This window comes from Streptomyces sp. RLA012 (assembly GCF_056270325.1).
This window is the reverse complement of sequence record NZ_JBWDPA010000002.1, coordinates 10,617,433-10,641,629: the sequence shown is the minus strand read 5'-3', so window position 1 is coordinate 10,641,629 and position 24,197 is coordinate 10,617,433. Positions and strand designations below refer to the sequence as shown.

At 70.1% G+C, this 24,197-nt stretch carries 20 protein-coding genes and 2 pseudogenes; 12 read left to right on the top strand and 10 right to left on the bottom strand.

The genetic code is table 11. From position 1 onward, the window contains the following. Nucleotides 1-223: 223 nt before the first annotated feature. Nucleotides 224-718 carry a subtilase-type protease inhibitor gene (locus RV986_RS48550; protein WP_475923483.1) on the bottom strand — a complete coding sequence of 165 codons (495 nt, stop codon included), beginning with the start codon at nt 716-718 and terminating at the stop codon, nt 224-226. A 309-nt stretch (nt 719-1,027) separates the two neighbouring features. Here RV986_RS48550 and RV986_RS48545 point away from each other — a divergent pair, with 309 nt between their 5' ends. Both RV986_RS48545 and RV986_RS48540 read left to right on the top strand, forming a co-directional pair. Beyond that, nucleotides 1,028-1,579 (top strand): hypothetical protein, encoded by a 552-nt coding sequence (locus RV986_RS48545; RefSeq protein WP_475923482.1) that lies wholly within the window; start codon nt 1,028-1,030, stop codon nt 1,577-1,579. Nucleotides 1,580-1,659: 80 nt separating this feature from the next. Continuing rightward, nucleotides 1,660-2,112 carry a TIGR03668 family PPOX class F420-dependent oxidoreductase gene (locus RV986_RS48540; RefSeq protein ID WP_475923481.1) on the top strand — a complete coding sequence of 151 codons (453 nt, stop codon included), beginning with the start codon at nt 1,660-1,662 and terminating at the stop codon, nt 2,110-2,112. Here the strand turns inward: RV986_RS48540 and RV986_RS48535 are convergent. Continuing rightward, nucleotides 2,048-2,209, bottom strand: coding sequence for a hypothetical protein (locus RV986_RS48535; protein ID WP_475924689.1), 162 nt, complete (start codon nt 2,207-2,209; stop codon nt 2,048-2,050). The two genes, RV986_RS48540 and RV986_RS48535, sit on opposite strands and share 65 nt — an antisense overlap. 149 nt (nt 2,210-2,358) lie before the next feature. On the opposite strand from RV986_RS48535, the pseudogene RV986_RS48530 reads away from it, so the two are divergent. From RV986_RS48530 to RV986_RS48520, 3 genes and pseudogenes are all read left to right on the top strand, one after another. Beyond that, a pseudogene (locus tag RV986_RS48530) lies at nt 2,359-3,119 on the top strand (pyridoxal-phosphate dependent enzyme). 356 nt (nt 3,120-3,475) lie between these two features. Beyond that, nucleotides 3,476-4,474, top strand: a complete 999-nt coding sequence (locus tag RV986_RS48525) for an ornithine cyclodeaminase family protein (RefSeq protein ID WP_475924688.1) — start codon at nt 3,476-3,478, stop codon at nt 4,472-4,474. 65 nt (nt 4,475-4,539) lie between these two features. Further along, nucleotides 4,540-5,496 (top strand): ornithine carbamoyltransferase, encoded by a 957-nt coding sequence (locus tag RV986_RS48520; RefSeq protein ID WP_475923480.1) that lies wholly within the window; start codon nt 4,540-4,542, stop codon nt 5,494-5,496. An 8-nt stretch (nt 5,497-5,504) separates the two neighbouring features. On the opposite strand, the pseudogene RV986_RS48515 reads toward RV986_RS48520, so the two are convergent. Further along, nucleotides 5,505-5,612 (bottom strand): annotated as a pseudogene (locus RV986_RS48515) (IS5/IS1182 family transposase); the annotation flags it as partial. A gap of 341 nt (nt 5,613-5,953) precedes the next feature. On the opposite strand from RV986_RS48515, the gene RV986_RS48510 reads away from it, so the two are divergent. From RV986_RS48510 to RV986_RS48500, 3 genes are all read left to right on the top strand, one after another. Then, nucleotides 5,954-6,229, top strand: coding sequence for a hypothetical protein (locus RV986_RS48510; RefSeq protein WP_475923479.1), 276 nt, complete (start codon nt 5,954-5,956; stop codon nt 6,227-6,229). A 176-nt stretch (nt 6,230-6,405) separates the two neighbouring features. Continuing rightward, a complete protein-coding gene (locus RV986_RS48505) occupies nt 6,406-8,040 on the top strand; it encodes a purine-cytosine permease family protein (protein ID WP_475923478.1) in 1,635 nt (544 codons plus the stop codon). Beyond that, nucleotides 8,040-8,732, top strand: coding sequence for a cyclase family protein (locus tag RV986_RS48500; protein WP_475923477.1), 693 nt, complete (start codon nt 8,040-8,042; stop codon nt 8,730-8,732). Before RV986_RS48505 ends, RV986_RS48500 begins: the two co-directional genes overlap by 1 nt. Before the next feature lie 535 nt (nt 8,733-9,267). Here RV986_RS48500 and RV986_RS48495 read toward each other — a convergent pair. Further along, the gene (locus tag RV986_RS48495) at nt 9,268-10,446 is read right to left on the bottom strand and encodes an RsbRD N-terminal domain-containing protein (protein ID WP_475923476.1); all 1,179 of its coding nucleotides are present in this window, start codon (nt 10,444-10,446) and stop codon (nt 9,268-9,270) included. Between the two features lie 113 nt (nt 10,447-10,559). Here RV986_RS48495 and RV986_RS48490 point away from each other — a divergent pair, with 113 nt between their 5' ends. Further along, nucleotides 10,560-11,729: a lactate 2-monooxygenase gene (locus RV986_RS48490; RefSeq protein ID WP_475923475.1), complete on the top strand. Its 1,170-nt coding sequence runs from the start codon at nt 10,560-10,562 to the stop codon at nt 11,727-11,729. Further along, complete coding sequence (locus tag RV986_RS48485) at nt 11,726-12,745, top strand: 2-hydroxyacid dehydrogenase (protein WP_475923474.1); 1,020 nt, start codon at nt 11,726-11,728, stop codon at nt 12,743-12,745. Before RV986_RS48490 ends, RV986_RS48485 begins: the two co-directional genes overlap by 4 nt. A gap of 85 nt (nt 12,746-12,830) precedes the next feature. Here the strand turns inward: RV986_RS48485 and RV986_RS48480 are convergent, their stop codons facing one another. The 5 genes from RV986_RS48480 to RV986_RS48460 all read right to left on the bottom strand — a co-directional run bounded on the left by RV986_RS48480 (nt 12,831) and on the right by RV986_RS48460 (nt 18,481). After that, a complete protein-coding gene (locus RV986_RS48480; RefSeq protein ID WP_475923473.1) occupies nt 12,831-14,789 on the bottom strand; it encodes an RICIN domain-containing protein in 1,959 nt (652 codons plus the stop codon). Between the two features lie 684 nt (nt 14,790-15,473). Beyond that, entirely contained in the window at nt 15,474-15,851 is a 378-nt protein-coding gene (locus RV986_RS48475; protein ID WP_475923472.1) for a toxin Doc, read from the bottom strand. A 3-nt stretch (nt 15,852-15,854) separates the two neighbouring features. After that, complete coding sequence (locus RV986_RS48470; protein ID WP_475923471.1) at nt 15,855-16,100, bottom strand: hypothetical protein; 246 nt, start codon at nt 16,098-16,100, stop codon at nt 15,855-15,857. A 129-nt stretch (nt 16,101-16,229) separates the two neighbouring features. Next, entirely contained in the window at nt 16,230-16,859 is a 630-nt protein-coding gene (locus RV986_RS48465) for a hemerythrin domain-containing protein (RefSeq protein ID WP_475923470.1), read from the bottom strand. After that, nucleotides 16,856-18,481 carry a DHA2 family efflux MFS transporter permease subunit gene (locus RV986_RS48460; RefSeq protein WP_475923469.1) on the bottom strand — a complete coding sequence of 542 codons (1,626 nt, stop codon included), beginning with the start codon at nt 18,479-18,481 and terminating at the stop codon, nt 16,856-16,858. Before RV986_RS48460 ends, RV986_RS48465 begins: the two co-directional genes overlap by 4 nt. Before the next feature lie 173 nt (nt 18,482-18,654). Between RV986_RS48460 and sigJ the strand changes: the two genes are divergently transcribed. Beyond that, nucleotides 18,655-19,623, top strand: a complete 969-nt coding sequence (sigJ, locus tag RV986_RS48455; RefSeq protein WP_475923468.1) for an RNA polymerase sigma factor SigJ — start codon at nt 18,655-18,657, stop codon at nt 19,621-19,623. Between the two features lie 5 nt (nt 19,624-19,628). Next, a complete protein-coding gene (qcrB, locus tag RV986_RS48450) occupies nt 19,629-21,167 on the top strand; it encodes a cytochrome bc1 complex cytochrome b subunit (protein ID WP_475924687.1) in 1,539 nt (512 codons plus the stop codon). Here the strand turns inward: qcrB and RV986_RS48445 are convergent. Further along, on the bottom strand, nt 21,078-24,176 hold the full coding sequence (locus tag RV986_RS48445) for a glycoside hydrolase family 2 TIM barrel-domain containing protein (RefSeq protein WP_475923467.1): 3,099 nt from the start codon (nt 24,174-24,176) through the stop codon (nt 21,078-21,080). The genes qcrB and RV986_RS48445 overlap by 90 nt on opposite strands. Between the last annotated feature and the right edge of the window lie 21 nt (nt 24,177-24,197).

Below are 24,197 nucleotides of genomic sequence, written 5' to 3'. Positions count from 1 at the left end.
GCGTGCGGGGATCGCGAGGGCGGCTCCGTCGTATACGACTTGGGCCCACCATGAGGTGGGGCACCGGTCCATCGGCTCCACATGGTCCCGAGGGCCGGCCGGCGGCCCCACTCCGCCTGACCGGCCCTCGGTGCGAGATCGCGCTGCGCTGCGCGACGGGGCTCGCACTTCCCCACCTACAGCCCCCGATCGACGCTCACGAAGGCCGCGCGATCCCGGTCCCTCAGAACGTGAAGACGGTCGTCCCGTAGGAGTTCTTCACGCACTCGTTGGCGAAGGTGCGCTCATAGGCGACGCGCTTGCCCTGCCAGACGCCCTCGACCGTGACGACCACGGGGTTGAACTGCCTGGTGCACAGGACCCCGTTCCTGGCCGGCAGGGCGTCGAAGTCGCCGCCCACTCCGCGGAGTTCGGCACAGGCCTGGAAGGCGGCCGGGTGGGTGCCGGAGGCGGTCGGAGCGCAGTTCAGCGTGACCGCGCGTTCCGGAGTGACGAGGGCGGCGCTCTCGCCGTGGCCCACGGTGAGCACCAGGGCCGAGGGGGCGTAGAGCCCCGAGGCGGCGTGGGTCGTGGCCGCGGGGGCCCGGGTGACGTGCGCCGTGGCCGCGGGGGCCTGGGGGGCCGGGGCCGGGGTGGCGAGGGCGGTCCCTCCGAGGGGTCCGCAGACGGCGGCGGCCGTGAGGGTGAGGGTCGCTGCCCAGCGGGCGGTGGTCGGCATTGTGTGCATCCTTCCGCTCGATCGAATGCCGTACCGGCTCGGTTGAGTGCCGGTGCGGCGAGCGCGAGTCTGCCGAGTCCGGTCCGGAAACACACATCGACCCCATGCGTTTCGGTAACTTTGAGTATTGAATCACTGGCGTGAAGTAACGAAATTCGAACGTTCAAGCCCCGGAACTGCGCGGCCGTTGATCGCCGGAGGCACCCACCTGGCCGGATTCCCCCGGCTCCGCAATAGGCCTGAAACATTCCGGTTCAGCCCCCGGCGGAGCCCCTTGCTTATCCGCCACAACGGAGTAATCGTCATTACATGATTACGACAGAGCAGCACGAGAAGCTGCGCGGCTGGTTCGCCGGCCGCCTGCCCGACGATCTCTTCGAGAGCCTGGCGGAGGTGACGGTCGACCGCGAGGAGATCACCGTCGTCGGCCGCATCCCCGAGCCCAGGCTCACCGAAGGCGCCTCGGACGCCGAGAAGGAGGCCGCCGTCCGGTCCCGTATCCAGGAGTTCCGCGAGCGCACCCGCGACGACCGGGTCGCGGTGGCACGAGAGGCGGAGCACAGGTTCCGCAAGAAGGTCTCCTGGGGAGTGGAGTGCGGCGGCGAACGCGCCCTGTTCACGCACATCGCCGCGCCCGTCATGACCCGGCTGCGCCAGCCCGAGCGCCAGGTCCTCGACACCCTCATCGCCGCCGGGGTCGCACGCAGCCGCAGCGACGCCCTCGCCTGGTGCGTCCGTCTGGTCCAGCGCCACACCGACGACTGGCTGACGGAACTGCGCGACTCACTCGAACATGTGCAGCGGGTCCGGGCACAGGGGCCGGACGCCACATCTCAGGACACCGCACCCGACGAGGAGTGAGCGACCGCGTCACACTGGCGACAGGGGCCGTGTTCACCTACCGATGACGGCTTCCGGCCACCGGGGAATCGGAGCTCACCGTGCCGGACATGGACGAGAACGAGGCGCGCCGCCGGTTCATGACGGCACGGGTGGCGCGCCTGGCGACGGTGGACACCGAGGGGCGCCCGCACCTCGTGCCCCTCGTGTTCGCGGCGCGCGGCGGCGAGATCGTGACCGCCGTCGACCGCAAACCCAAGAGATCACAGCGGCTGAGGCGACTGCGCAACATCGCCGCCCACCCCGCCGTGTGTCTCCTCGTCGACGTGTACGACGAGAACTGGGACCGGCTGTGGTGGGTACGGGCGGACGGCGACGCCCGGGTCCTGCCGCCCGGCCCGCAGCAGGAGTACACCGCGGCGATCGCCCTGCTGCGGGACAAGTACGCGCCGTACCGGCGGCAGCCGCCGGACGGTCCGGTGATCGCCGTCACCGTCCACCGGTGGCACGGCTGGCGCGCCGCGCCCTCGCCACCACACGATGGTCGACCGTGAGCCGCTCCGCCCAGGCGCCGTCTCGTGTCATGTCTCCGGTGCCCATGACGCGGTCGCCGACTGCGAAGCCGGTGGCTTCCGGTCCCACGGCTTCCACCACCCCGGCGAACTCCCACCCCAAGATGATTCGTCCGCCCGGTTCAGGTCGATGAGCTCGATGGCGAACGCGTCGAGCGAGTGGGCCTCTTTCGTCCAGGGGCGCACATCGTCGAGAGCACTTCTGGAAATTTCGGTGTCGCACTGGCCATGATGGCCCGGATCCATGGCCTGCGCCTCACCCTGGTGGTCGATCCGCACATCACATCCAGCAACCATGCGATTCTGAAAAGCTACGGTGCGCAGGTCGAGATGATTGACGGTGCGGCAACCGGAGGCAGCTACTTACCCGCGCGTATCGCGCGCGTGAAAGACATACTGGCCGCCGATCCCGCAGCAGTCTGGATCAACCAGTACGCCAACTCCCTGGGGCCTGAAGCGCATTATCGGAGCACCGCGGAGGAAATAGCCGAGGACTTGCCGAGCCACCCTGACTATCTGGTGGTTGCGTGAGCACAACCGGCACGTTGAACGGCCTGGCACGCCGGCTGAAGGAGTACTCCGAAGGGCTCCAGGTGATCGCTGTGGACGCCGTCGGATCGGTGGTGTTCGGCAACCCTCCCGGACCGCGCCAACTTCCCGGGATCGGTTCGAGCCGGGTGCCGGAGCTGCTTGACGAGAGCCTCATCGACCGTGTCGTCGAGGTGACGGACGAGGAATCGATCGCGGCCTGCCATGACTTGTTGTCCAAAGAGGCGATTTTCGCCGGTGGGTCCTCCGGATCGGTCATCGCAGCCATCCGGAAAATCATCCCTTCCATATGCCCCGCATCCTCCGTCGTCACCCTCTTCCCCGACCGAGGAGACCGGTACGTCGGCCTGGTCTACGGCGCGGCGACCTCCGAGGGCCTGCTCGCCGGGATGTCGGCCGAAGACAGCGATTCCCTCACCGGTGCGAGGGCGGATTCATGACCGCTCCGACGCCGACCGGTGCCACCGACGACTAGGCCGGCCGGCGTCCGTGCTGTCGTCTCATTCACGGAGCTGGGCCGGCTTCCAGCCGCGGAACGCAGCCGGGAGAGGTTCTGATCTCCTCATGGACGATGCAACTGCGCCTGCTGCGGGGGTGGCCGCCGACTTGGCGGAGAGCACCGACACAGGCCGGCTTCCGCCAGGAGAGGGCGTGGGGTCGACCCAAAGCCGGCTGACCTTCCCGAACGGGTCTCGAACAGCTGGACACCGTTGGCGCACTGCGCCTCAACCTATGACCACGGGGAAGGGCTCAAGTGAAGCCAGACCACATCAGGATTCTCGACCGCGCCACCGTGATGCGCTGCCTGGCCGAGGTCGATCCCGTCAGGGTGGTTGAGTCCGCGGTGCGCGAGCACACCCTGGGCCGCTCCGACCTGCCCGCCGAGGGTTACCTGGCCTGGGAGAACTCCGCCAACGCGTATACACGCTCGGTGGCGATGCTCGGACGCGTACAGCAAGGCCGGAGCATGGCGTACGGCATCAAGCTGATCAATGCCTCGGTGACCAACCCTGCCTTGGGCATCGAGCGCGCCGGCGGCTTCACGGTGCTTTTCGATCCGGAGACCGCCCGCCCGGTCACCCTGGTCGAGGCCGGACACGTCAGCGCTGTGCGCACTGCCGCTTACACGGTATCCAGCCTGCGCACGCTCGGCCCCAGGGACTTTGACGCGGTGACCATCATCGGATGCGGCACCATCGCGGCCATGCACGCGAAGCTGCTCGTCCACAACTTCCCGGCAGTCCGAGAGTTCCACCTGTACGACATCGTCCCCGCCCGGGCGGCCGCGCTCGGTCGGGATCTCGCAACGCACCACCCCGATGTGAAAGTCACCGAGCACCCGGACGTCGAGTCGTGCGTGAAGGCGAGCCACGTGGTTGTCACGCTGACAGTATCGTCCGAACCGTACATTCCGCCCGGCTGGTTCGCCCCGGGGACCTTCATCGCACACGTGTCACTCGACGACGTGATGCCGGCCGTGTTCCTGGAGGCTGAGGCGATCTACGTCGACGACATCGACCTTGTGCGGGACAACCCTCGTCGCGTCCTCGGATCGGTGATGCAGGCCGGCGACGTGGTGGCCGACACGGAATCCTCGCCCGGACACGGGCGTGCCGTGGCAAGGCGGTACGGAGAGGTACTGCTCGGCCGCGAAGAAGCGATTCGCCCGCGGGACGGCCTTGTCGTGAGCAACCCCTTCGGCATGGCGATCCTCGACGTGGCCGTCTGCCAGGAGGTGGCCGCACGGGCGGAGGCGGCCGGTCTGGGAACAGTCGTCGATCTCATGGGTGATTGAGAACGGGCAGACACATGAACCTGTTCCAGCCGGAGCCGGGCATCGAAGAAACCGGAGGCGAAACGATGACAGACCAGACGGCCGTTCGGGCTGACGGGCTGCGCCCTGCGCGCAGTTTCATCTCCCTGCACGACCTGACACCCGAGGAGTTGCAGACACTCGTCCGTCGCTCCTGCGCCTGGCACGAGAACAGACGCCCCAAGGAGCGCCCCCTGCAGGATCTTGTGGTGGGCACGCTGTTCACCCACACCTCGACGCGTACCCGGACTGCTTTCACCAGCGGTGCGGTACGGCTCGGCGGTACCGTGATCGCCTTCGGGCCGAACGACCTGCAACTCGCCACGGGGGAGTCGCTGTCAGACACCGGCCGCATCCTGGGGGGAATGCTCGACGCCCTGGTCGTGAGGAGTTCTGTCGGTGAGAATGATCTACGCGAGCTCGCCGGCACAGCCTCGATACCCGTCATCAACGCGATGGTGCGCGAAGAGCACCCGACTCAGGGTCTCACGGACATCGCTCTTCTCTCCCATCGCTTCGGTTCGCTGCGGGGGCTCCATCTCGCCTATCTCGGCGAGGGGAACAACACCGCCGCAGCCCTTGCACAAGGTCTTGCACTGGTCCCCGGAGCCACCCTGACCCTGGCGACGCCTGCCGGGTATGGGCTCGACCCCGCGGTCCTCGTTCGAGCCCAGGAGACGGCGAAGAAGTGGGGCAGCAAGGTCGTCGAGGTGCACCGGGTCGATGGTATCGACGGCGACGTGGACGTCGTCTACACGACTCAATGGCAGACCACCGGGACCAGCAAGAGCAGTCCGGACTGGCGGACGGCATTCACGCCGTTCGCCGTCGACGAGCGTCTGATGGCGCGGTGGCCGGATGCCTTCTTCATGCACGACCTGCCGGCCCGCCGGGGCGAGGAGGTCGCAAGTGGCGTACTCGACGGGCCCCGGTCGCTGGCCTGGGACCAGGCGCAGATGAAGCTGGCCAGTGCGATGGCCGTACTCGATTGGTGCCTGACCTAGACCGTGTCCTATGTGGTGAGACGGATGAGTCGTTTGTAGCAGCAGCAGGCGGCGGCGAGGCCGAGAAATGCCAGGTAGTTGCGGGAATGGCGTTCATAACGGTGGTTGGGTCGGCGACCCGGCTCCCGGAGCGATCTCTCGTTCCGCAGGGGCCGGGAATCGGACCGGGGCACTGTGGATCAAGGGGCCTGCGGTCGAGACCTGGAAGTTCAGTGCGGAGATCGACGCAACCGATCAGATGAAGGTCGCGTCGCCCAGCAGCATCCGGTCGGAGCGGCCCCTGCTGAGATGCTGGTTCATCGCCCCGGGGGTGTTCACGAGTGCCCTGGGCCTGCGGGCAGGGTCATTGCGTGATGAGGATTGGTCTGGTTCACGGGTCTCGTGAGTGATGTGGCGTCAGGTCCGTTGTGCGGCAAGGGGCCCCGGAGAGCAGGGCAGGCACGGCGCTGGTGATCATGTGATCACACACGCCCGCACCCACAAGGCGCGGTTCCTCGGCTACGACATCTGGACCAAGCACAACGACACCTGGCGGACGAAGGGACGACGAGTCCTCAACGGATCCATCGCCCTCGGCATCCCGCCGGAGACCGTCAACACCAGATGCCGGGCCTACCAGCGCGGACAGGGCAAACCTCTGATCCGCAACGACCTGATCCGCACCAGCGACCACAACATCGTCGCCACGTTCGGGATGGAATACCGCGGCTGGGCGCCCGATGTCCAGGGATGAGCCGACCGGCTCCGGCGATGGACGAATGCTCCACCTCGGGTGCGGAAGATGGATGTTTCATCTGCTGGCGCGGGCCTCGGGCTCGGCCTTAGCGTCGGCAGACCTGCCAAGGACGGCATCCGTTCACGCCGCACACCCCAGCGGCGACAACCGGCCATCCGCCCCTCCGCGCCACCATGCGCTCCACCGCCCGCGTGCGGGCACAGGCACTTCGCTGGAGCACCCCCTTGTCCGAGAACTCCCCCGCCACATCGTCGCCGTCTCTCACCGAGGTGGAGACCTACGGTGTCGAGCGCATCCCCGACGCGGACCGCACCGCGTCGCCGCTCGACCTGTTCAGGGTCGCTTTCGGTGGCGCGAACACCTTCTCCACCTGTGTCCTCGGGGCCTTCCCCATCCTCTTCGGCCTCTCCTTCTGGCAGGGGCTCGCGGCCACCCTCCTGGGAGTGGTCGTCGGTGCGCTGATCCTGTGCCCGATGGCGATGTTCGGCCCGGTCAACGGCACGAACAACGCGGTGGCCTCCTCCGCGCACCTCGGTGTGCACGGCCGGGTCGTCGGTTCGTTCCTGTCGCTGCTCACGGCCGTCGCGTTCTTCTCGATCTCGGTGTGGAGCTCCGGCGACGCCCTGGTCGGCGGCGCGCACCGGCTGTTCGGCCTGGAACGCAGCAACCTGTCGTACGTGGTCGCGTACGCGCTCTTCGGCTGCCTGGTGCTCGCGGTGTGCGTGTACGGCTTCCGGTTCATGCTGTTCGTCAACAAGATCGCGGTGACCTCGGCGACCGTGCTGTTCCTGCTCGGCGCGATCGCCTTCGCCGGTGACTTCGATCCGTCGTACGCCGGTGCCTTCACGGCCTCCGCCGACTCGGCGACACAGGCTCTGTTCTGGCCGTCCTTCATCGGCTCGGCGCTGATCGTGCTGTCGAACCCGGTGTCCTTCGGCGCGTTCCTCGGCGACTGGTCGCGCTACATCCCGGCCGACACGCCGCGCCGCAAGGTCGTCGGAGCCGCGTTCCTCTCGCAGATCGCCACCCTGCTGCCGTTCGTCTTCGGCCTGGCGACCGCGAGCATCATCGCGACCAAGGCGCCGAAGTACGTCGACCCGGCGGCCCCCGACTTCGTGGGCGGGCTGCTCGCCATCTCACCGAGCTGGTTCTTCCTGCCGGTGTGTCTGCTCGCGCTGATCGGCGGCATGTCGACCGGCACGACGTCCTTGTACGGCACCGGGCTCGACTTCTCGTCGGTGTTCCCGAGGCTCTCGCGGGTCCAGGCGACGATCCTGGTCGGAGTGCTGTCGATCGCGTTCATCTTCATCGGCCGCTTCGGCTTCGACCTGGTGCAGTCCATCTCGACGTTCGCCACGATGATCATTACCTGCACCACGCCCTGGATGGTCGTCATGATCCTCGGCTTCTACACCCGGCGCGGCTGGTACGACCCGGACGCGCTCCAGGTCTTCAACCGCCGTCAGCGCGGCGGCCGCTACTGGTTCACGCACGGCTGGAACTGGCGGGGCATGACGGCCTGGTGGGTGGCCGCGGTGGTCGGGGTGCTGTTCACCAACATCCCCGGCCAGTTCGTCGGCCCGCTGGGTGACCTGGCGAACGGCATCGACATCAGCCTGCCGCTGTCGCTGGCCGTCGCCGCCGTGCTGTACCTTGCGATGCTGCGAGTGTTCCCCGAGCCCCGGGCGGTGTACGGGCCCGAGGGTCCGCGGCTGGCCCGTGCGGTCGACGTGCCGGTGCCGCCGATCACCGGTCCCGGTGCGGAGAACGACGGCACCCCCGCGGTCCCCGCCATGGAAGGCAGCTGATGGAGTCCTGGCTCGATCTGTCCGTGCCCGTGGTCACCGGAATGCCCGTGTACCCCGGTGACCCCCAGGTGGAGATCTCCAGGGCGCTGCGGGTCGCCGAACACGGGGTCAACGTCCTGCGGCTGCACATGGGCTCGCAGTCCGGTACGCATGTCGACGCGCCGTACCACGTGGACGAGGCGTGGCCCACGCTGGACGAGCTGCCGCTGGAGCGGTTCGCGGGGCGCGCGGTGGTCGCCGACGTCCGCGGGCTGCCGGCGCGGGCGCCGGTCACACCCGACCTGCTGGCGTCCGCGCTGGACCTGGTACGGCTCCGGCCCGGCTCGATCCTGCTGCTGGCCACCGGCTGGTCGGCGCACTGGGGCACCGAGGAGTATCTGGCCCATCCCTGGCTCACGCCCGAGGCGGCCGAGGCCGTTGTCGCGGCGGGGGTCCGTACCGTCGCGGTCGACGCGCTGAGTGTCGACCCCACCGGGGGCGACACCGGGGGCGAGAGTCTTCCCGCGCACCGGATCCTGTGCGGTGTGGGCGGCGTGATCGCGGAGAACCTGACCGGGCTCGACCGCGTCGCCGACGCGCAGGCCGCGGGGTGCTCGGTCGAGGTCTTCCTCTTCCCGCTGCGCCTCGCGGACGCCGACGGCGCGCCGGTCCGTGCGACGGCCCGCGTCCACCCCGACCCGAAGCCCGCGTAACCGCGCGTTTCTTCGGCTGCGGGTGGGTGGGGGCTGAGCGCGCAGTTCCCCGCGCCCCTCAAGACGGGGCCACGCCCCGCATCGCCCGACTACCGGCCGGTGGTGGCTGAGCGCGCAGTTCCCCGCGCCCCTCAAGGCGGGGCTACGCCCCGAAACACCCACCCACCCGGGATCGCCCGGCTACCGGGCAGTGGGGGCTGAGCGCGCAGTTCCCCGCGCCCCTGAGGGCGGGGCTTCGCCCCGTGTCGGGCGGCTTTCGGGCGGTGGGGTTGAGCGGGCGGTTCGCCGTGGCCCTGGCGGGGTGCCAGGCTGCATCCTTCAGCCCGTCCGGCGCTTGAGGACAAGGCCGAAGGCCACACCCCACCCACCCCCACTCACCCACCCACCCCCGGCCCGCGATCCTCCAGCCCGTCCGGCGTTTGAGGACGAGGCCGTTCAGGCCGGTCTCGGGGGTCTGGGGGCGGAGCCCCCAGGTTGAGGATGGGACGGGTAGGGGCGGCGGGGGCGAGAAAACCGTGGGGGAACCGGGCCGGGGCTAGGGTCTGATCGTGCGGGCGATGTCGAGGGTGGGGCGCTGCCAGGGATCGCGGGGGTCGCGGGACGTCAGGGCGTGGATGCGCCGCAACCGGTAGCGCAGGGACTGCGCATGGAGGTGAAGCGCCCGCGCAGCGGCATTCGCCGAGCCGGTGTCGATGTACGCGGTCAACGCCTCCATGAGATGCCGCCGGCCCGGATCGGTGAGCGGACCGAGGACGACACGGGCGACATGCTCCGGCACGGCGGCCGGATGCCCGGCGAGCAGGGCGAGGACATGGGCGTCGGCGTCGGTGAGCACCCGCCCCGGCCGATGGGCGTGGGCGGGCGCCGTGTCGAGGGCGTCGGCGGCGAGCCGATGCGCCACGGCGACCCGGTCCAGGCTCTCCCCGGTGATCGCACAGCCCCGCCAGGCCCGCGCCGCCAGCACGTCCCCCACCCGGGCAGCGGCATCGACCGGCAGCAACAGAACCGCACGGGAGCCTCGTACCGTGGCGGGCGAGGCGACCTCGCCCCCCGGACCGGCCAACGCGTCGACCAGCCCCGTCGCCGCGTCGAGCGCCATGTCGGAGCGCTCCGCACCGATCGGCTCGGCCACCAGCAGACAGTACGGATCCGGGAGTTGGACCCCCAGTCGGGCCGACCGGTCCGCCACGGCGCCCACCGAGGCGTGCCGGCCCGCGATCAGGTCGTCGAGCAGCAGCCGCAACGCCCGGTCGCGGTCCGCGGCGAGGTCCTCGCTGGTGGCGGCGTACGCCGTGGTCATCTCCTCGGAGAGGGTGTCGAGCGCGGTCAGCAGCATCCGGGTGAGGGCGAACCCGTCCACCGCGGCGAGCCCCCGCGACCGGGCCGCGATCTCGTCCGTGAGGACGGTCGCGGCCACCCGGTAGGCCCGCAGCACCGCCTGCACCGGGCGCCCGTCCGCCGCGCGGGCCGCCGCGATGCCGCGCAGCCGCCGCAGGTCGGCCGGTCCCAGGGTGCTGTCGGTGGCCCACAGATGGAGGAGCCGCTCCAGCCCCCAGGCGGCGATGGCCCGCACCTCCGGCAGCCGGCTGTCGTCGAGCGCGGCGTACACCGGGACCTGTTGGTGCACCGCGTCGACGATCGCCTCCACGACACGCGGGTCGGCGAGCATCTCCTGCCGGACACGCTCCCGGGCGGCAACGGGCTCACTTGTCACAGGGTGATGATCCCAGCCGCACGATGTGCGCACCACGGTGGACGGATCTTGTCACAGTCGTAAGGATCGACGGCGTACAGCGCGATCTCAGGGACGAGAGGCGGGACGTACGGATGGCGAAGCACTGGGCCGACTTCCAGTACGAGATCTATCTGAACGGAATGACGGGCGCCGTACCGCGGCTGCCCACCGATCTGACCCGGCTGGAGGAGCTCACCGAGCAGCGGCTCGGACCCGGTCCGGTCGGCTATGTGGCGGGCAGCGCGGGCAACGGCAGCACCGCCAGGGCCAACCGGGCCGCCCTCGACCGGCGCCGGATCGTTCCGCGCATGCTGCGCGACGTGCACGAACGGGACCTGTCCGTCGAGGTGTTGGGGCGCGCGCTGCCCGCGCCGCTCGCGCTCGCGCCCGTGGGTGTGCTGTCGATCATGCATCCGGACGCGGAGTCCGCCGCCGCGCGGGCCGCCGCCGCGCAGGGCGTCCCGTACATCCTGTCCTCGGCGTCCAGCACGCCCATGGAGCAGGTCGCGGAGGCGATGGGGGAGGCGGAGCGCTGGTTCCAGCTGTACTGGGCGAAGGACCGCGAGGTCACCCGCAGCTTCCTCGACCGGGCGAAGGCGGCCGGGTTCACCGCGCTGTTCGTCACCCTCGACACTCCCCTGCTGGCCTGGCGGCCACGCGACCTGGACCAGGCCTATCTGCCGTTCCTGCACGGCGTGGGCACCGCCAACTACTTCTCCGACCCGGCGTTCCAGGCGGGCCTGGCCAAGCCGGTGCACGAGGACCCGAACGCGGCCGTGCTGCACTTCGTGGGCATGTTCGCGGACCCGGGCAAGACCTGGCCGGATCTTGAGTTCCTGCGGGAGAACTGGGACGGGCCGATCGTCCTCAAGGGCGTCCTGCACCCGGACGACGCCCGCCGTGCCGCCCACGCCGGGATGGACGGCGTGGTCGTCTCCAACCACGGTGGCCGGCAGGTGGCGGGGTCGGTGGCGGCCGCCGACGCGTTGCCGCGCGTGGTCGAGGCGGTCGGCGAGCAGCTGACCGTCCTCTTCGACAGCGGTATCCGCACCGGCGACGACGTCTTCAAGGCGCTCGCACTCGGCGCGCAGGCGGTACTCGTCGGTCGTCCGTACGCCTATGGGCTCGGCCTCGACGGACAGGCGGGCGTCGAACACGTCGTGCGCTGTCTGCTCGCCGAGTTCGACCTCACCCTCGCCCTGTCCGGACACGCCCGCCCCGCCACCCTCGGCCCCGACGACCTGATCGAGGAAACCGCATGAGCACGACCCGCACGACCGACACGACCGACTCCACGGCCGCCACGGCACCGAAGAACGTGCTGGCCGTGGTCTCGCCCCACGTCGGCGGCCGCACCGCCGGAGCCGCGCTCGCCGCCGTCTTCCCCGGCGGGGCCCACGTCACCGTCGTCGAGACGACCGACGAGGACCCGGCCGCGCTGCGCGAGGCCCATGTCATCATCACGGGCCTCGGCCCGGTGACCGCCGCGCACCTGGCCGCCGCACCGGACCTGGAACTGGTCCAGTGCGCGAGCCACGGCTTCGACTACGTCGACCTGGACGCCGCCCGCGCCAAGGGAGTACCGGTGTGCAACATCGGTTCCAGCGGCGCCGAGAAGCAGAACGTGGCCGAGCAGACCTTCGCCCTCATGCTGGCCCTGGCCAAACAGCTGGTTCCGGCGCACACCGCGCTCGTCGACGCCGACTGGGCACTGCCCCGGCTGCAGCGCTCCATCACCGAACTGTCCGGCAAGACCCTCGGCATCGTCGGGCTCGGCCACATCGGCGAGGAGGTCGCCCGGCGCGCGGTCGCGTTCGACATGAGCATCGTGTACGCCGGTCCGCGGTCCGTCGGCGCGGAGGCCGAGGCCCGGCTCGGCGGCGCCCGCCACATCGGACTCGACGAACTGCTGCGCACCTCGGACTACGTCACCCTGCACGCGCCGCTCACCGAGGAGACCCGGCACCTGCTCGACGCCGAGCGGCTCGCGCTCCTCAAGCCCACCGCGTTCGTGGTCAACACCTCGCGGGGCGCCCTGATCGACCAGGACGCCCTCGCGGACGCGCTGGAGGCGGGCGCCCTGGCCGGGGCGGGCATCGACGTCTTCGACCCCGAACCGCCCACCGCGGCCCTGCGGTTGCTCAAGTCCCCGAACGTGGTGCTGTCGCCGCATGTCGCGGGCGTCACGCGCGAGACGCTCGTACGGATCGCGCTGGCGGCGGTCCAGAACGCCGCCGAGTTCGTGGCGGGCAAGCCACCCCGGGACGTGGTGTCCTGACCCGGCACGTCGGCCCTGGACGTCGGCCCTACGTGTCGGTCCGGCAGCTCGGCCCTCGGCCTGCCGCCCGGCGCTCCGCAGTCCGCTACAGCCCCAACCGCTCCACCAGGGAAGGCAGTTGGATGGGCAGCGGCAGCACGGGCTGGGAGCTCGCGCGGTCGCCGACGGTCACGGAGCGGGGCTCGGCATCGGACTCCGACGGGGTCGCCGACGGGTCGGCCGACCCCTGCGCCGACGACTCGCCGGGCGACGCGCTCGGCGCGGCGGTGGTGCCCCGCGGGGACGGCGACTCGCTGACCGGCCGGGTCGAGGGGCTCGCCGTCCCCGCGATGGACAGCGACCCGGGGTCGGCCGACGAGGAGTCGGTCCGCCATCGCTGCGCGTCGGAGCCGTCCCGGTCCTTGACCACGATGTCGGCGCTCGGATCGGTGGAACTGGGCGTGACGGCCAGCCCCTCGCGCGACCGGGACAGCAACTCGCCCCGCACGGTGAGGTCGTAGCGCACATCACCGCCGTGCGCGTCGCTCTTCGCGGCACAGCGGTCCAGGACGACGACACCGTCGTCGGCACGCGAGTCCAGGCACAGCGTGGGGTCGGCGACGCTGCGCAACAGGCCGTCGCTCTCGTACGACCACTGCTGGGTCCAGGCGGACGAGCAGACGGCCAGCTCGGCCTCGGCACCGGTCTTCGCCCTGCCACCCCGGATGTCGAGGCAGAGGTCGGCGTCGAGGTTGCGCAGCCGGGTCTGCTCGGTGCCGGCGGACAGTCCGGCGGAGGTCGGGGCCGAGGAGCCGGAGGAGGGAGCCGTGGCGACGGGGCTGGGTGAGACGGTGTGGCTGCTGCCGACGCCCGTGGAGGCGGCCGGGTCGGCGCCTCCGTCGTCGTTGGACCACAGGCTGATGGTGAGCACGGTCACGAGCAGCACGGCCGAGGCCGCGCCCGCCCCCGTGAGCAGGGCCTTCGAGTGCATCTGAGCCGTCTGGACCAACCGTCCGGGTGCGGGGATCCGAGCCAGCAGACGATGCCGTCCAGCACTCCCCTGACGCGCGTCGGTCTCAGGGCTCCCACCGGTCGCGCGCCGGCCGCCGGTGGTGAGACGGCTCTCGGTGCCGACACGTCCGCCGGTGCCGAGAGCTCCGCCGGTGTCCACCCGTCCGCCGTCCGCGGGTCCGGCGCCGAACCCGGAGTCGTCCTGGGGGCGCACTGCTTGCTGCGTGCGCCCTGGGCGTGCGTCGAGATAGCGTCGCGCACCCCAGCCGAGCACCGCTTCGGCGAGCAGGATCCCCAGCCCGCCCTCGAAGTGACTGAGCTGCTCGGCGGCGTAACGGCAGTGGCGGCACTCCCCCAGATGCCGTCGGACATCCGGCAGGAAGGCACCGTCACGACGAATCGGGACGCCCAGCAGTCGGTTGTAGAAGCCGCATTCCTTGCTCGGCGCGAGTTCCCGGTGGGCGCGCACACAGCCCACCCGGAATTGCTCGCGGGCCTGCTCCAGAGCGGCCGCGGCGGTGTCGACGTCCACGCCCGACAGACCGGCGGGTACGGAAATGCGCTCGGCCTCGACCTCGGTGTGCCACAGCAGACACTGGGCGAGGGGCGGGAGCGCGTAGAAAGAGCGCTCGGCGAGCTTTCGGTTTTCGGCGGTGACGGCCTGCGCCGCCCGCATCCCGCGTCCCCCGGCGGGTTTCCTCAAATCCGGCAGAACACCGGATATCCGGTCCTCCCCGGACCACTCATTGACGGTGTCCCGCACGGTCACGAGGAGTCGGGGCCGCAGGGCCGCTCCGGACTCGCCGCGTATCAGACAGTCGAGCGCGTAATGGAAGGAGGTGGCGGCAACCATGGAGGCGACGTTCGCCGAAGAGGCGAGGCAGATGACCGCGTAGTCGTACGTCGGCTGCCAGTGCCGCGCCATCAGCAGGGCGACGGATTGTGTGGCCTCGCCCTCCGTCCGGCCTCTCAGTCGCGCCGCGAGGCCCTCGTCGGACTCCCCGGGGGCGCCGCCGGGAGGATAGGACGGACGAGGGGGATGGGGGGTGGGCACAGAGCGGATTCCTTCCACGGTGCAAGGTGGCACACAGAATTTTCCTGGCCGCCGAAAAGAGAGCCCCTGCCTGGTGCACACCTTTTTGACGGAGCGCCGGGAAAATGGCCGCCGACCCGGAATAATGAACACCGATTTCATACCCGGCCATTGACCCGCGCGGTAAGTTCACCCTCGCACAACACACTCATGACCAACAAGGCACTTGAGCAACATCCACATCTTTGAAAGATAGTCAGGAGACGTGGCAACTCGCGCCGCTCGCACCGGCTTTCGAAATTTCAAGCATCCACGTTCACGTTCCTCGTCGGCGCACCACGTTGATACACCACGTTCACGCGCCCTGTTCACCCGCCATCTTCATGGTCGCGTTCATGGCCGCGTCCATGGTCATATCCTGGTCGCATCCGTGGCCGTGTTCATGACGGCATTCATGGCAGTCTTGATGGCTGTCTTCATGACCGTGTTCATGCTCGCGCCCGTGCGCCCCGCGCACGCGCCGCGCACGCGCGCCCCGTATGAACCGCGCGCTCGGGCCGGAGCCCGTCGCACGCTCCCGGCGCACGCGACTCCGCAGTGCACTGGAACCCGGCCCTTCTCGGAGGCCCCGCGCAGGACGGCGGCTCTCCCGCGCGAAACCGGCCGCCGGCCCTGATCTCCCGCCCTCGGCCGGCGGCCCGGGGCTCAGATCTGCCAGGAGCGCAGCCGGTCGGCCGCGCCGTAGACATCCGACTTGCCCGAGATCAGATCACGCGCGAGGTCGACGAGCGCCCCGTACGGCGGATCGATCCCGACTCCGCTGACGAACATGTACGCCACCGCCGCCGAACAGGCGAAGCGGGCGTTGGCGGCCGGCAGTGGCTTCAGCAGGGCCAGGGTGTGCAGGAGGGCGGCGGCCCGCCAGGCCGGGTCGGAGTCGACGCCGAGGCGGGGCGGGTCGACGCGGTGCCGGGCGACGGCGGCGACCAGGGCCGAGAAGTCGTTGACCGTGGGCTGGTCGGGCAGCACCTCTTCATGGCGCTGCAACAGCCAGGGCACGTCGATATGGATGACGGGAGCCATGGGTCAGGCGGCCCGCCCCTCGCCCTTGCCGGGTGGTTCGTCCTCGGGGAAGGCCGCCGCGAACTCGTCCGCGTGCGCCGCGAAGAAACGGCGGAACACCTCCGCGCCCTCCTGCAGCGCCCGGTACCGCACGATGTCGGCCGCTGCCGCCTCCCGCACCAGGGCCTTCATCGACGTACCGCGCTCCTTGGCGATCTGTCTGAGGTCCTCTAGCTCGCGGTCGCTGAACTCCACATTCAGAGCTGGCATGCCGCCACGCTACCTCGAAGGTACTTACTCGTAAATACCACCAGCTCAGAGCCTATGCGCAGCGGTACCGGAGGCGGCGAGCGGCAGACGGATCCACGAGCGGAACCCCGCCCGAGCGGCTGCGGGCACTCAAGCCCGCCACAGCCCGCGCCTGCGGTAACCCGCCTCCCAGAAGAGCCGGTTGAGGATCCGTACGGGAGGCGGCAGCGCGCCGAGGAACCTGGCGCGGTCGGCGGGCGGCGCCGCGTCGACGATCCACGGTACGAAGAGCGCCGCCCCGCGCACGCCCTGCGTCCTGCGGATACGACCGGTGAAGGCACCCCAGTCCGCGGGCGTCAGCACCTCCTGGATGAGCGGCAGGGCGCTCTCCTCCTCGTGGGCGAGGTGGTCGTCGAGGGTCGACGCCAACGGGTGCACCAGGGCGGGGAGCTCGGCCGATCGGTTCTTCAGGGCCGAGTCGACGGCGGTGAGCAGCGGGTCGAGCCGGGCGTGCTCCGCCTCCATCTCGGCGAGGAGTGCGACATCCCTGGGACGGCCGGCCACCTTGCTCTGCACACGCGGCCACAGATCGCTGTCCTCGGCGGTGTGGTGGATGTGCAGCTGATGCCTGAAGTTGTCCCAGCCGGCCCGGACCTGGGGGGTGAAGGCGGTGCCGTCGGCCGCCGCGTCACGGAGGCGTTCCAGGTCGCGGCGGAAGGCGTCGTGGGCGGCGTACATGACGGTGAGGTCGATGGTGCCTGTGGCGGCTTCGGTGGTCATGAGGTGGCTTCCTCCAGTTCGGGTGCGTACACGGGCAGGGCGTGCGGGTTGGCCGACGGGCCGCGGTGACGGCGTACGGCGAGACAGGCGAGCGCGCCGGTCAGCAGGACGGCGGCCGGGACCAGGACGGCGGGGCCCATGGCGTGCACGAAGCCGTGGCCGAAGACCTGGCCGCCGAGTGCGCGCATCCGCTCGGCGATGTCGTGCGGCACATCGCTCGGCAGTCGCGCCGCCTGCCGCGCGTTCACATCGGTCTCCGCCCGGGAGAAGGCACCGACGAAGCCCTCGCGGTACCCGGCGGGCAGCTGTCCGGCGCGCTGCTGGGCCTGGTCGGTGAGCGAGGAGGCCAGCTGGGCCTGGAGCACGGCGCCGACGACGGCTCCCGCGAGCACCGAGCCGACCTGCCGCAGCGCGTTGCTGACCCCGGAGGCCGCTCCGGAGAGCCTCGCCGGTACGTTGCGCATGACCTCCGTGGCCATCGGTGCGAAGGTGCAGCCGGCGCCCAGGCCGGCGAGGAAGAGAGGGAAGGCGACCGCCGTCCAGCTCGACCCGACGTCGACCGCCGCCACGATCCACACCAGGGCCGCCGCCCAGGCGAGCAGCCCGGTCATCAGGATGTACTTGCCGCCGATCCGGTCCGCGAGGACTCCGGCCGGCCCGGCCATCACGAAGGAGCCGAGCGCGAGAGGCAGCAGCACGAGCCCGGACTTGAGGGCGCTGAAGCCCAGGACGGACTGCAGGTAGATGGTCAGCGGCAGGAACATGCCGATGACGCCGAAGGACACCGTGACGCCGACGAAGTTGATGAGGGTGAAGTTGCGGTCCTTGAAGAGCGAGAAGGGGACGAGCGGGTCGTCGCCCTGCCGACCACGCTCATGGCCGAGGAAGACGGCGAAGAGCAGTGCCGCCGCGCCGAACAGCGACCAGATCCAGGCGTTCCAGTCGTAGCGCTGCCCCTCGGTCAGCCCGAAGGCCAGGCAGAACAGGGCACTTGAGGCGAGCAGTACGCCCAGGGTGTCGAAGCGGTGGCCCACGGTGCGCCGCGAGCCGGGGATGACCGCCGCCGCGAGCCCCAGCACCAGCACCCCGAGCGGCAGGTTCACGAAGAAGATCCAGCGCCAGTCGAGGTGGGTGATCAGCGCGCCGCCGATGATCGGGCCGAGCGCTCCGGAGATGCCCGCGACCACGCCCCAGACCCCCATCGCGGCGCCCCGCCGGTCGGCCGGGAACACCTCCGCGATGATCGACAGGGTCTGTGGCATGAGCAGCGCCGCGCCCAGGCCCTGGACCACGCGGAACGCGATCAGTTGGGCCGGATTCTGCGCGAGGCCGCAGGCGAGGCTGGCGAGGGTGAAGAGGGCGACGCCCGCGAGGAACAGGTTGCGTTTGCCGCGCAGGTCGCCGAGGCGGCCGGCGGTGATCAGCAGGACGGCCAGGGCGAGGGTGTAGGCGTTGACGACCCACAGGATCTCGTCGAGGGAGGCGTTCAGGTCCTGTCCCATGTCGGGGATGGCGATGTTGACGATCGTGAGGTCGAGCAGCGTCATGAAGAAGCCCAGGGAGAGCGTGAGGAGGATCGCCCATGGGTTGCCGTGCCACTTGTCGTGCCACTTCTTGAACACGGTGTCTGTCTCCTTGTGTCGAGGCATCGGACTCGCGTTCAAGAGGGCGTGCGCTTCGACCGGTGTGACACCCCGGAGATCACATGAGACGTACGTCACATTTCGCTCTCCGGATGTCACGTTCGGGCTCGCTTCTCCCCTCGCATTAGGGAGCGCACCAAGGGAGGCAAGGCATGTCCGAAAGCCCCGCGACCGGGACGGCCGACGGCGCGACGCAGGTGTTCGTGCACCACCGCGAGCTGCTCTTCGCGATCGTCTACAACATCCTCGGCAGCGTCGCCGACACCGAGGACGTGCTCCAGGAGACCTGGCTGTCGTGGACGGGCCGCGCCCACCGCACCCCGCTGGAGGCCATCGCGAACCCGCGCGCCTACCTCGTACGCATCGGCGTGAACCACGCGCTCGCGCGGCGCGCCGCGATCACCCGGCGCCGCGAGACGTATGTGGGCCCCTGGCTGCCGGATCCGCTGCTCGACGAGCCCGCCCCCGAGGACTCCGGGGACGACCGGGCCCTGCGGTCGGAGTCGGTGTCGCTGGCGATGCTCGTGGTGCTCGAATCCCTCACTCCGCTGGAGCGGGCGGTCTTCGTCCTCAACGAGGTGTTCGGATACGCCCACACGGAGATCGCGGAGGTGATCGACCGCAGTCCGGCGGCGGTACGGCAGCTCGCGCACCGCGCGCGGGAGCATGTGCACGCCCGCCGGCCGCTCTACCGCGCCCATCCGCGGGTCCGCCGGCAGGCGACCGAACGTTTTGTCGAGGCCGCGCTCGGCGGGGACCTCGCCGCGCTGATGGAGATCCTCGCGCCGGATGTCACGGTGTGGACGGACGGTGGCGGCAAGGGCTCGACCGGGCTGCGGCCGGTGCACGGGCGGGACAAGGCGGCGCGGCTGTTCGCCGGTTACGCCACCCGGCGCGGCGGCAGCCTCGACATCAGCTACCGGCGTGTCAACGGCGACGACTCCGCGGTGCTCTTCGAGGGCGAGTCGCCGTACGCGGTCATGGTCATGGACCTCACGGCGGACGGCGAACAGGTGTCCGGCGTGTACATCGTCACCAATCCCGAGAAGCTCGCGCACGTGCGGCGCGACGAAGCGGCCGGCCCCGAGACGACCGAGGTCGCGGAGGGGGAGCGGGCGTGACGGCCATGGACGACCGGCGCGTGGAGGCGTCCGCCGGCGAGCGTGTCGCCGACTGGTTCGACGGCCGGCTCGGTGTCTACTCCCTCGGCAGGCGCTATCTGCGCAAGATCTTCCCGGACCACTGGTCCTTCCTCCTCGGCGAGATCTGCCTCTACAGCTTCGTCGTGCTGATCCTCACCGGGGTGTACCTGACCCTGTTCTTCCACCCCTCCATGAACGAGGTGACGTACCACGGCGGTTACGTCCCCCTGAACGGCGTCCGGATGTCCGAGGCGTACGCCTCGACGCTCGACATCAGCTTCGACGTGCGCGGCGGGCTGCTGATCCGCCAGCTCCACCACTGGGCCGCGCTGATCTTCCTCGCCGCGATGCTGACGCACATGATGCGGCACTTCTTCACGGGCTCGTTCCGCAAGCCCCGCGAGGTGAACTGGGTGTTCGGCTGGACACTGCTGCTCCTCGGCATGTTCGAGGGCCTCTTCGGCTACTCGCTGCCCGACGACCTGCTGTCCGGGACGGGGCTGCGGTTCGTGGACGGGGCGCTCCTGTCGATGCCGATCGTCGGCACGTACCTGTCGTTCTTCCTCTTCGGCGGGGAGTTCCCCGGCCATGACATCGTGGGCCGCTTCTACTCCCTGCACATCCTGCTGATTCCGGGGATCATGGCGGCGCTCGTCCTCGCCCATCTGATCCTCGTCGTGTACCACAAGCACACCCAGTTCGCGGGGCCGGGAAAGACCGAACGCAATGTCGTGGGCACCCCGTTCCTGCCCGTCTACCTGGCGAAGGCCGGCGGGTTCTTCTTCCTGGTGTTCGGTGTCATCGCGCTGATCTCGGCGGTCGCGACCATCAACCCGGTCTGGGCGTACGGTCCCTACCGCGCCGACCAGGTGTCCACGGGCGCCCAGCCGGACTGGTACCTGGGATTCGCCGAGGGGCTGGTGCGCGTCATGCCGGGCTGGGAGATCGTCGTCGGCGGGCACACACTCATGCTCGGCGTGCTGATCCCCGTCGTCGTCTTCCCGCTGCTGCTGGTCGCCATCGGCGTGTACCCGTTCATCGAGTCCTGGGTCACGGGAGACCGGCGCGAGCACCATCTTCTCGACCGGCCGCGCAACCGGCCGGTGCGTACGTCGCTCGGAACGGCGTGGATCAGCCTCTATCTGATCCTGCTCGCGGGCGGCGGCAACGACATCGTGGCGACGCGCTTCCATCTGTCGATCAACACCGTCACCTGGGCGGTGCGGATCTCCCTGTTCGTCGTTCCGGTCGTCGTCTTCATGGTGACCCGCCGCCTCTGCCTGGGCCTCCAGCAGCGGGACCGCGAGCTGGTCGCGCACGGCCGTGCGACCGGCGTCGTCACACGCCTGCCGCACGGCGAGTACGTCGAGGTGCACCGCCCGCTCGGCCCGGCCGAACTCCACACCCTGACCGAGCACGAACACCGCGGGTCCTCAGACCACCGGGACCTCCAGACGGCTGATCCGCAGCCCGCCGTCGGTGGCACCCGGGTGCCCGCTGGTCAGGACGAGCCGCAGCCGTGAGCCGCGTACCGCGTCGAAGGTGATCACGGTCGGCGCGTCGGACGCGGTGGCCCAGTCGACGGCCGCCCCCTTCACCGGCACATACCGCTCGCCGTCCCACACCGCGGCCTCCACCGACGCGGGCAGCGCGTGGGTGGTGTCGACGGTGAAGGAGACCTCGACGCGGCCGACCGCGCGGGGACGGGCCCACGCGACCGAGACCCAGTCCTCGGGGCGGGCCCCGCTGAACGCGGGCAGCAGGGCCGTGGCCGACTTGAGGAAGGCGTTGGACCAGCCCGTCGCCGCGTCGCCGTCGAGCATGGCGGCGGGCAGGGTGTCCGGTCGGCCCGAGTAACTGGCGTCCGCGAGTGGGTAGTCGGTGGCGCCCGACCCCGGATCGGGGGCGAAGACGGCGGGAGGCGTGGTCACCCTCGAACGCGCGGTCCTCGTGCGGAGGGTGACGGAGGCGCCCCGCAGCCCCGCGGAGCGGGCCGTCACCTTCAGTGCCCCCGGACGCGTGCCGGACCGTACGATCGCGAGTGCCCTGCCGTGGAAGGCCGTTCGCGTACGGGCCTGATAGCGCTCGGCGCTCTCCTCCCGGCCGTTGTCCAGACCGGCGAGCGAGCCGCCGTGCACGTCGAAGGCGATTCTGTGCTCCGCGTCGGGCACGACCACCCCCCGGGCGTCGACCACTTCGGCGGTCACGAACACCAGCGAACGCCCGTCGGCGGCGAGCGACCTGCGGTCGGACGTGAGGCGTATCGCGTGCGGCGCCCCGGCGGTGCGCAGGACGTCGGTGGCGACCGTACGGCCACCGCGGCGGGCCACCGCCTTCAACTCGCCCGGCGCGTACGGCACTTTCCAGGTGAGGTGGAGCTTGCCCGCGCTGCCGTTCGGGCTGGTGTAACTGCCCGGGTAGGGGCCCGAGGTGAAGGTCTTGTCGTCGCCGGTCGCCTCGGTGGTCTCCAGGTACGTACGGCCGTCGGTGGTCGTCTTGGTGTCGAACCGCCGTGTGCCGAGGGACTTTCCGTTGAGGAAGAGCTCCACCGTGTCGACGTTCGCGTACGCCCAGACCTCGACCGTGTCCCCGTCCTCGTGGTTCCACGTCATGGGCACCAGATGGACCATGGGCTCGCTCGTCCACTGACTTCTGAACAGGTGGTACATGTCCTTGGGGAAGCCGGCCGTGTCGACCGCGCCGAAGAAGGACGCCTTCACGGGGAAGACGTCGTACGGCGTGGGTTCGCCGATGTAGTCGATGCCCGACCACAGGAACTCCCCCGCGAACCACTTCCGGTCCCGGTCCTTCTTGTGCCCGTACTCGCCGCTCATCGTCCAGGACGCGAGGTTGTTGTCGTACGAGGAGACCGCCCGTCGGCCCGGTGTGTGATTCTCGCCGGTGTTGAGATGCTCCGGCTCCTGGTAGGTGCCACGTGTCGAGGTCTCGGACGACGACTCCGACTCGAAGAGGAAGAGGTGCGGATAGGCGGCGTGCAGGGCGTCCACCGACCTGGCGGTGTTGTAGTTCAGGCCGAGTCCGTCCAGCTTGGCGAGCATGAGGTCGGCCGCGGAGCCCTTCGTGGGCACACGGCGGTACTTGTCCGAGCCGATGACCAGCGGCCGGGTGTCGTCCGCGGCCTTGATCGCGGCGATGATCCGGTCCGCCATGGCGAGCCCGGCGGTGGACGTCGAGTCGGGGATCTCGTTGCCGATGGACCACAGGACCACGGCGGGCGAGTTGCGGGCCGCGAGCACCATCTCGGTGGCGTCCTTCTCGCACCACTCGTCGAAGAAGCGGCCGTAGTCGTATGTCGTCTTGCGGGTCCGCCAGCAGTCGAACGCCTCCACCATCATCACGATGCCGAGCTCCTCGCAGACCTGGATCATCTGCGGCGAGGGCGGGTTGTGGGAGGTACGGAAGGCGTTGACACCCATCGACTTCATGAGGGTCATCTGGCGGCGTACGGCGTCGATGCTGACGGCCGCTCCGAGCGCGCCCTGGTCGTGGTGGAGGTCGACGCCCTTGATCTTGGCGTGGGTGCCGTTGAGGTGGAACCCCTCGTCCGGGTCGAAGCGGAACGTGCGGATGCCGAACGGGGTGCGGCAGGTGTCGACGGTGGCGGAGCCGACACGCAGTTCGGTCTCCAGGGTGTAGCGGTGTTCCGGGGTCGCGAAGTCCCACAACCGGGGTTTGGCGACGGTGAGTTCATGGGTCTCGTCGAGGCGGTCGGCGACCGTGACCGTGGTGGAGGTACGGGCCGCCGTACGGCCGTCGGGGGCCACGATCCGCGAGATCACCTGGACCTCGGCGGCCGCACCGGACTCGTTGACGACGGTCGTCCGCGCCCGAACGACGGCCTTCGCCCCGGTGATGTCCGGCGTGGTGACGTACGTGCCCCAGCGCTGGACGTGCACGGGCCCGGTGACGACGAGACGGGCCTCGCGGTAGATGCCACTGCCCGAGTACCAGCGGCTGCTGGGGAGTTGGTTCTGCACCTTGACGGCGATGACGTTGGCGGTGGTGCCGTCCGTGTGCAGCAGATCGGTGAGGTCGAACGCGAACCCGGTGTATCCGTAGGGGTGGCGGCCGACCTCCACACCGTTGCAGTAGACGTACGCGTCCATGTAGACGCCGTCGAACTCCACGGAGATCCGCCTGCCGGCCGGCGCGGGCGGCAGGGTGAAGGTGCTGCGGTACCAGCCGAGGCCGCCCGGGAAGAAGCCGGTGCCGCTGGTGGTGCCGTGCTCCGTGGTGGGGGTCTGTTCGATGCTCCAGTCGTGCGGGACGGCGACCTCCCGCCAGTCCGAGTCGTCGTAGCCGGGCTGCGCGGCGTCCTCGTAGGCACCGCTGGGGTCGTTGATCCCACCCGGGTCGACCAGCGCGAAGCGCCAGCCGTCGCGCAGCTCGACAGTGCGGCGCCCCACGGCACTCCCGGGGGAATCCGCCCAGGCGTCGGCAGCGCCCAGGAGCGTTCCGGCCGCGGGTAAGGCGGCTCCTGCGATCAATACCGATCTTCGAGTGACCTTCATGGCGGCTCTCCCTAGTCAAGG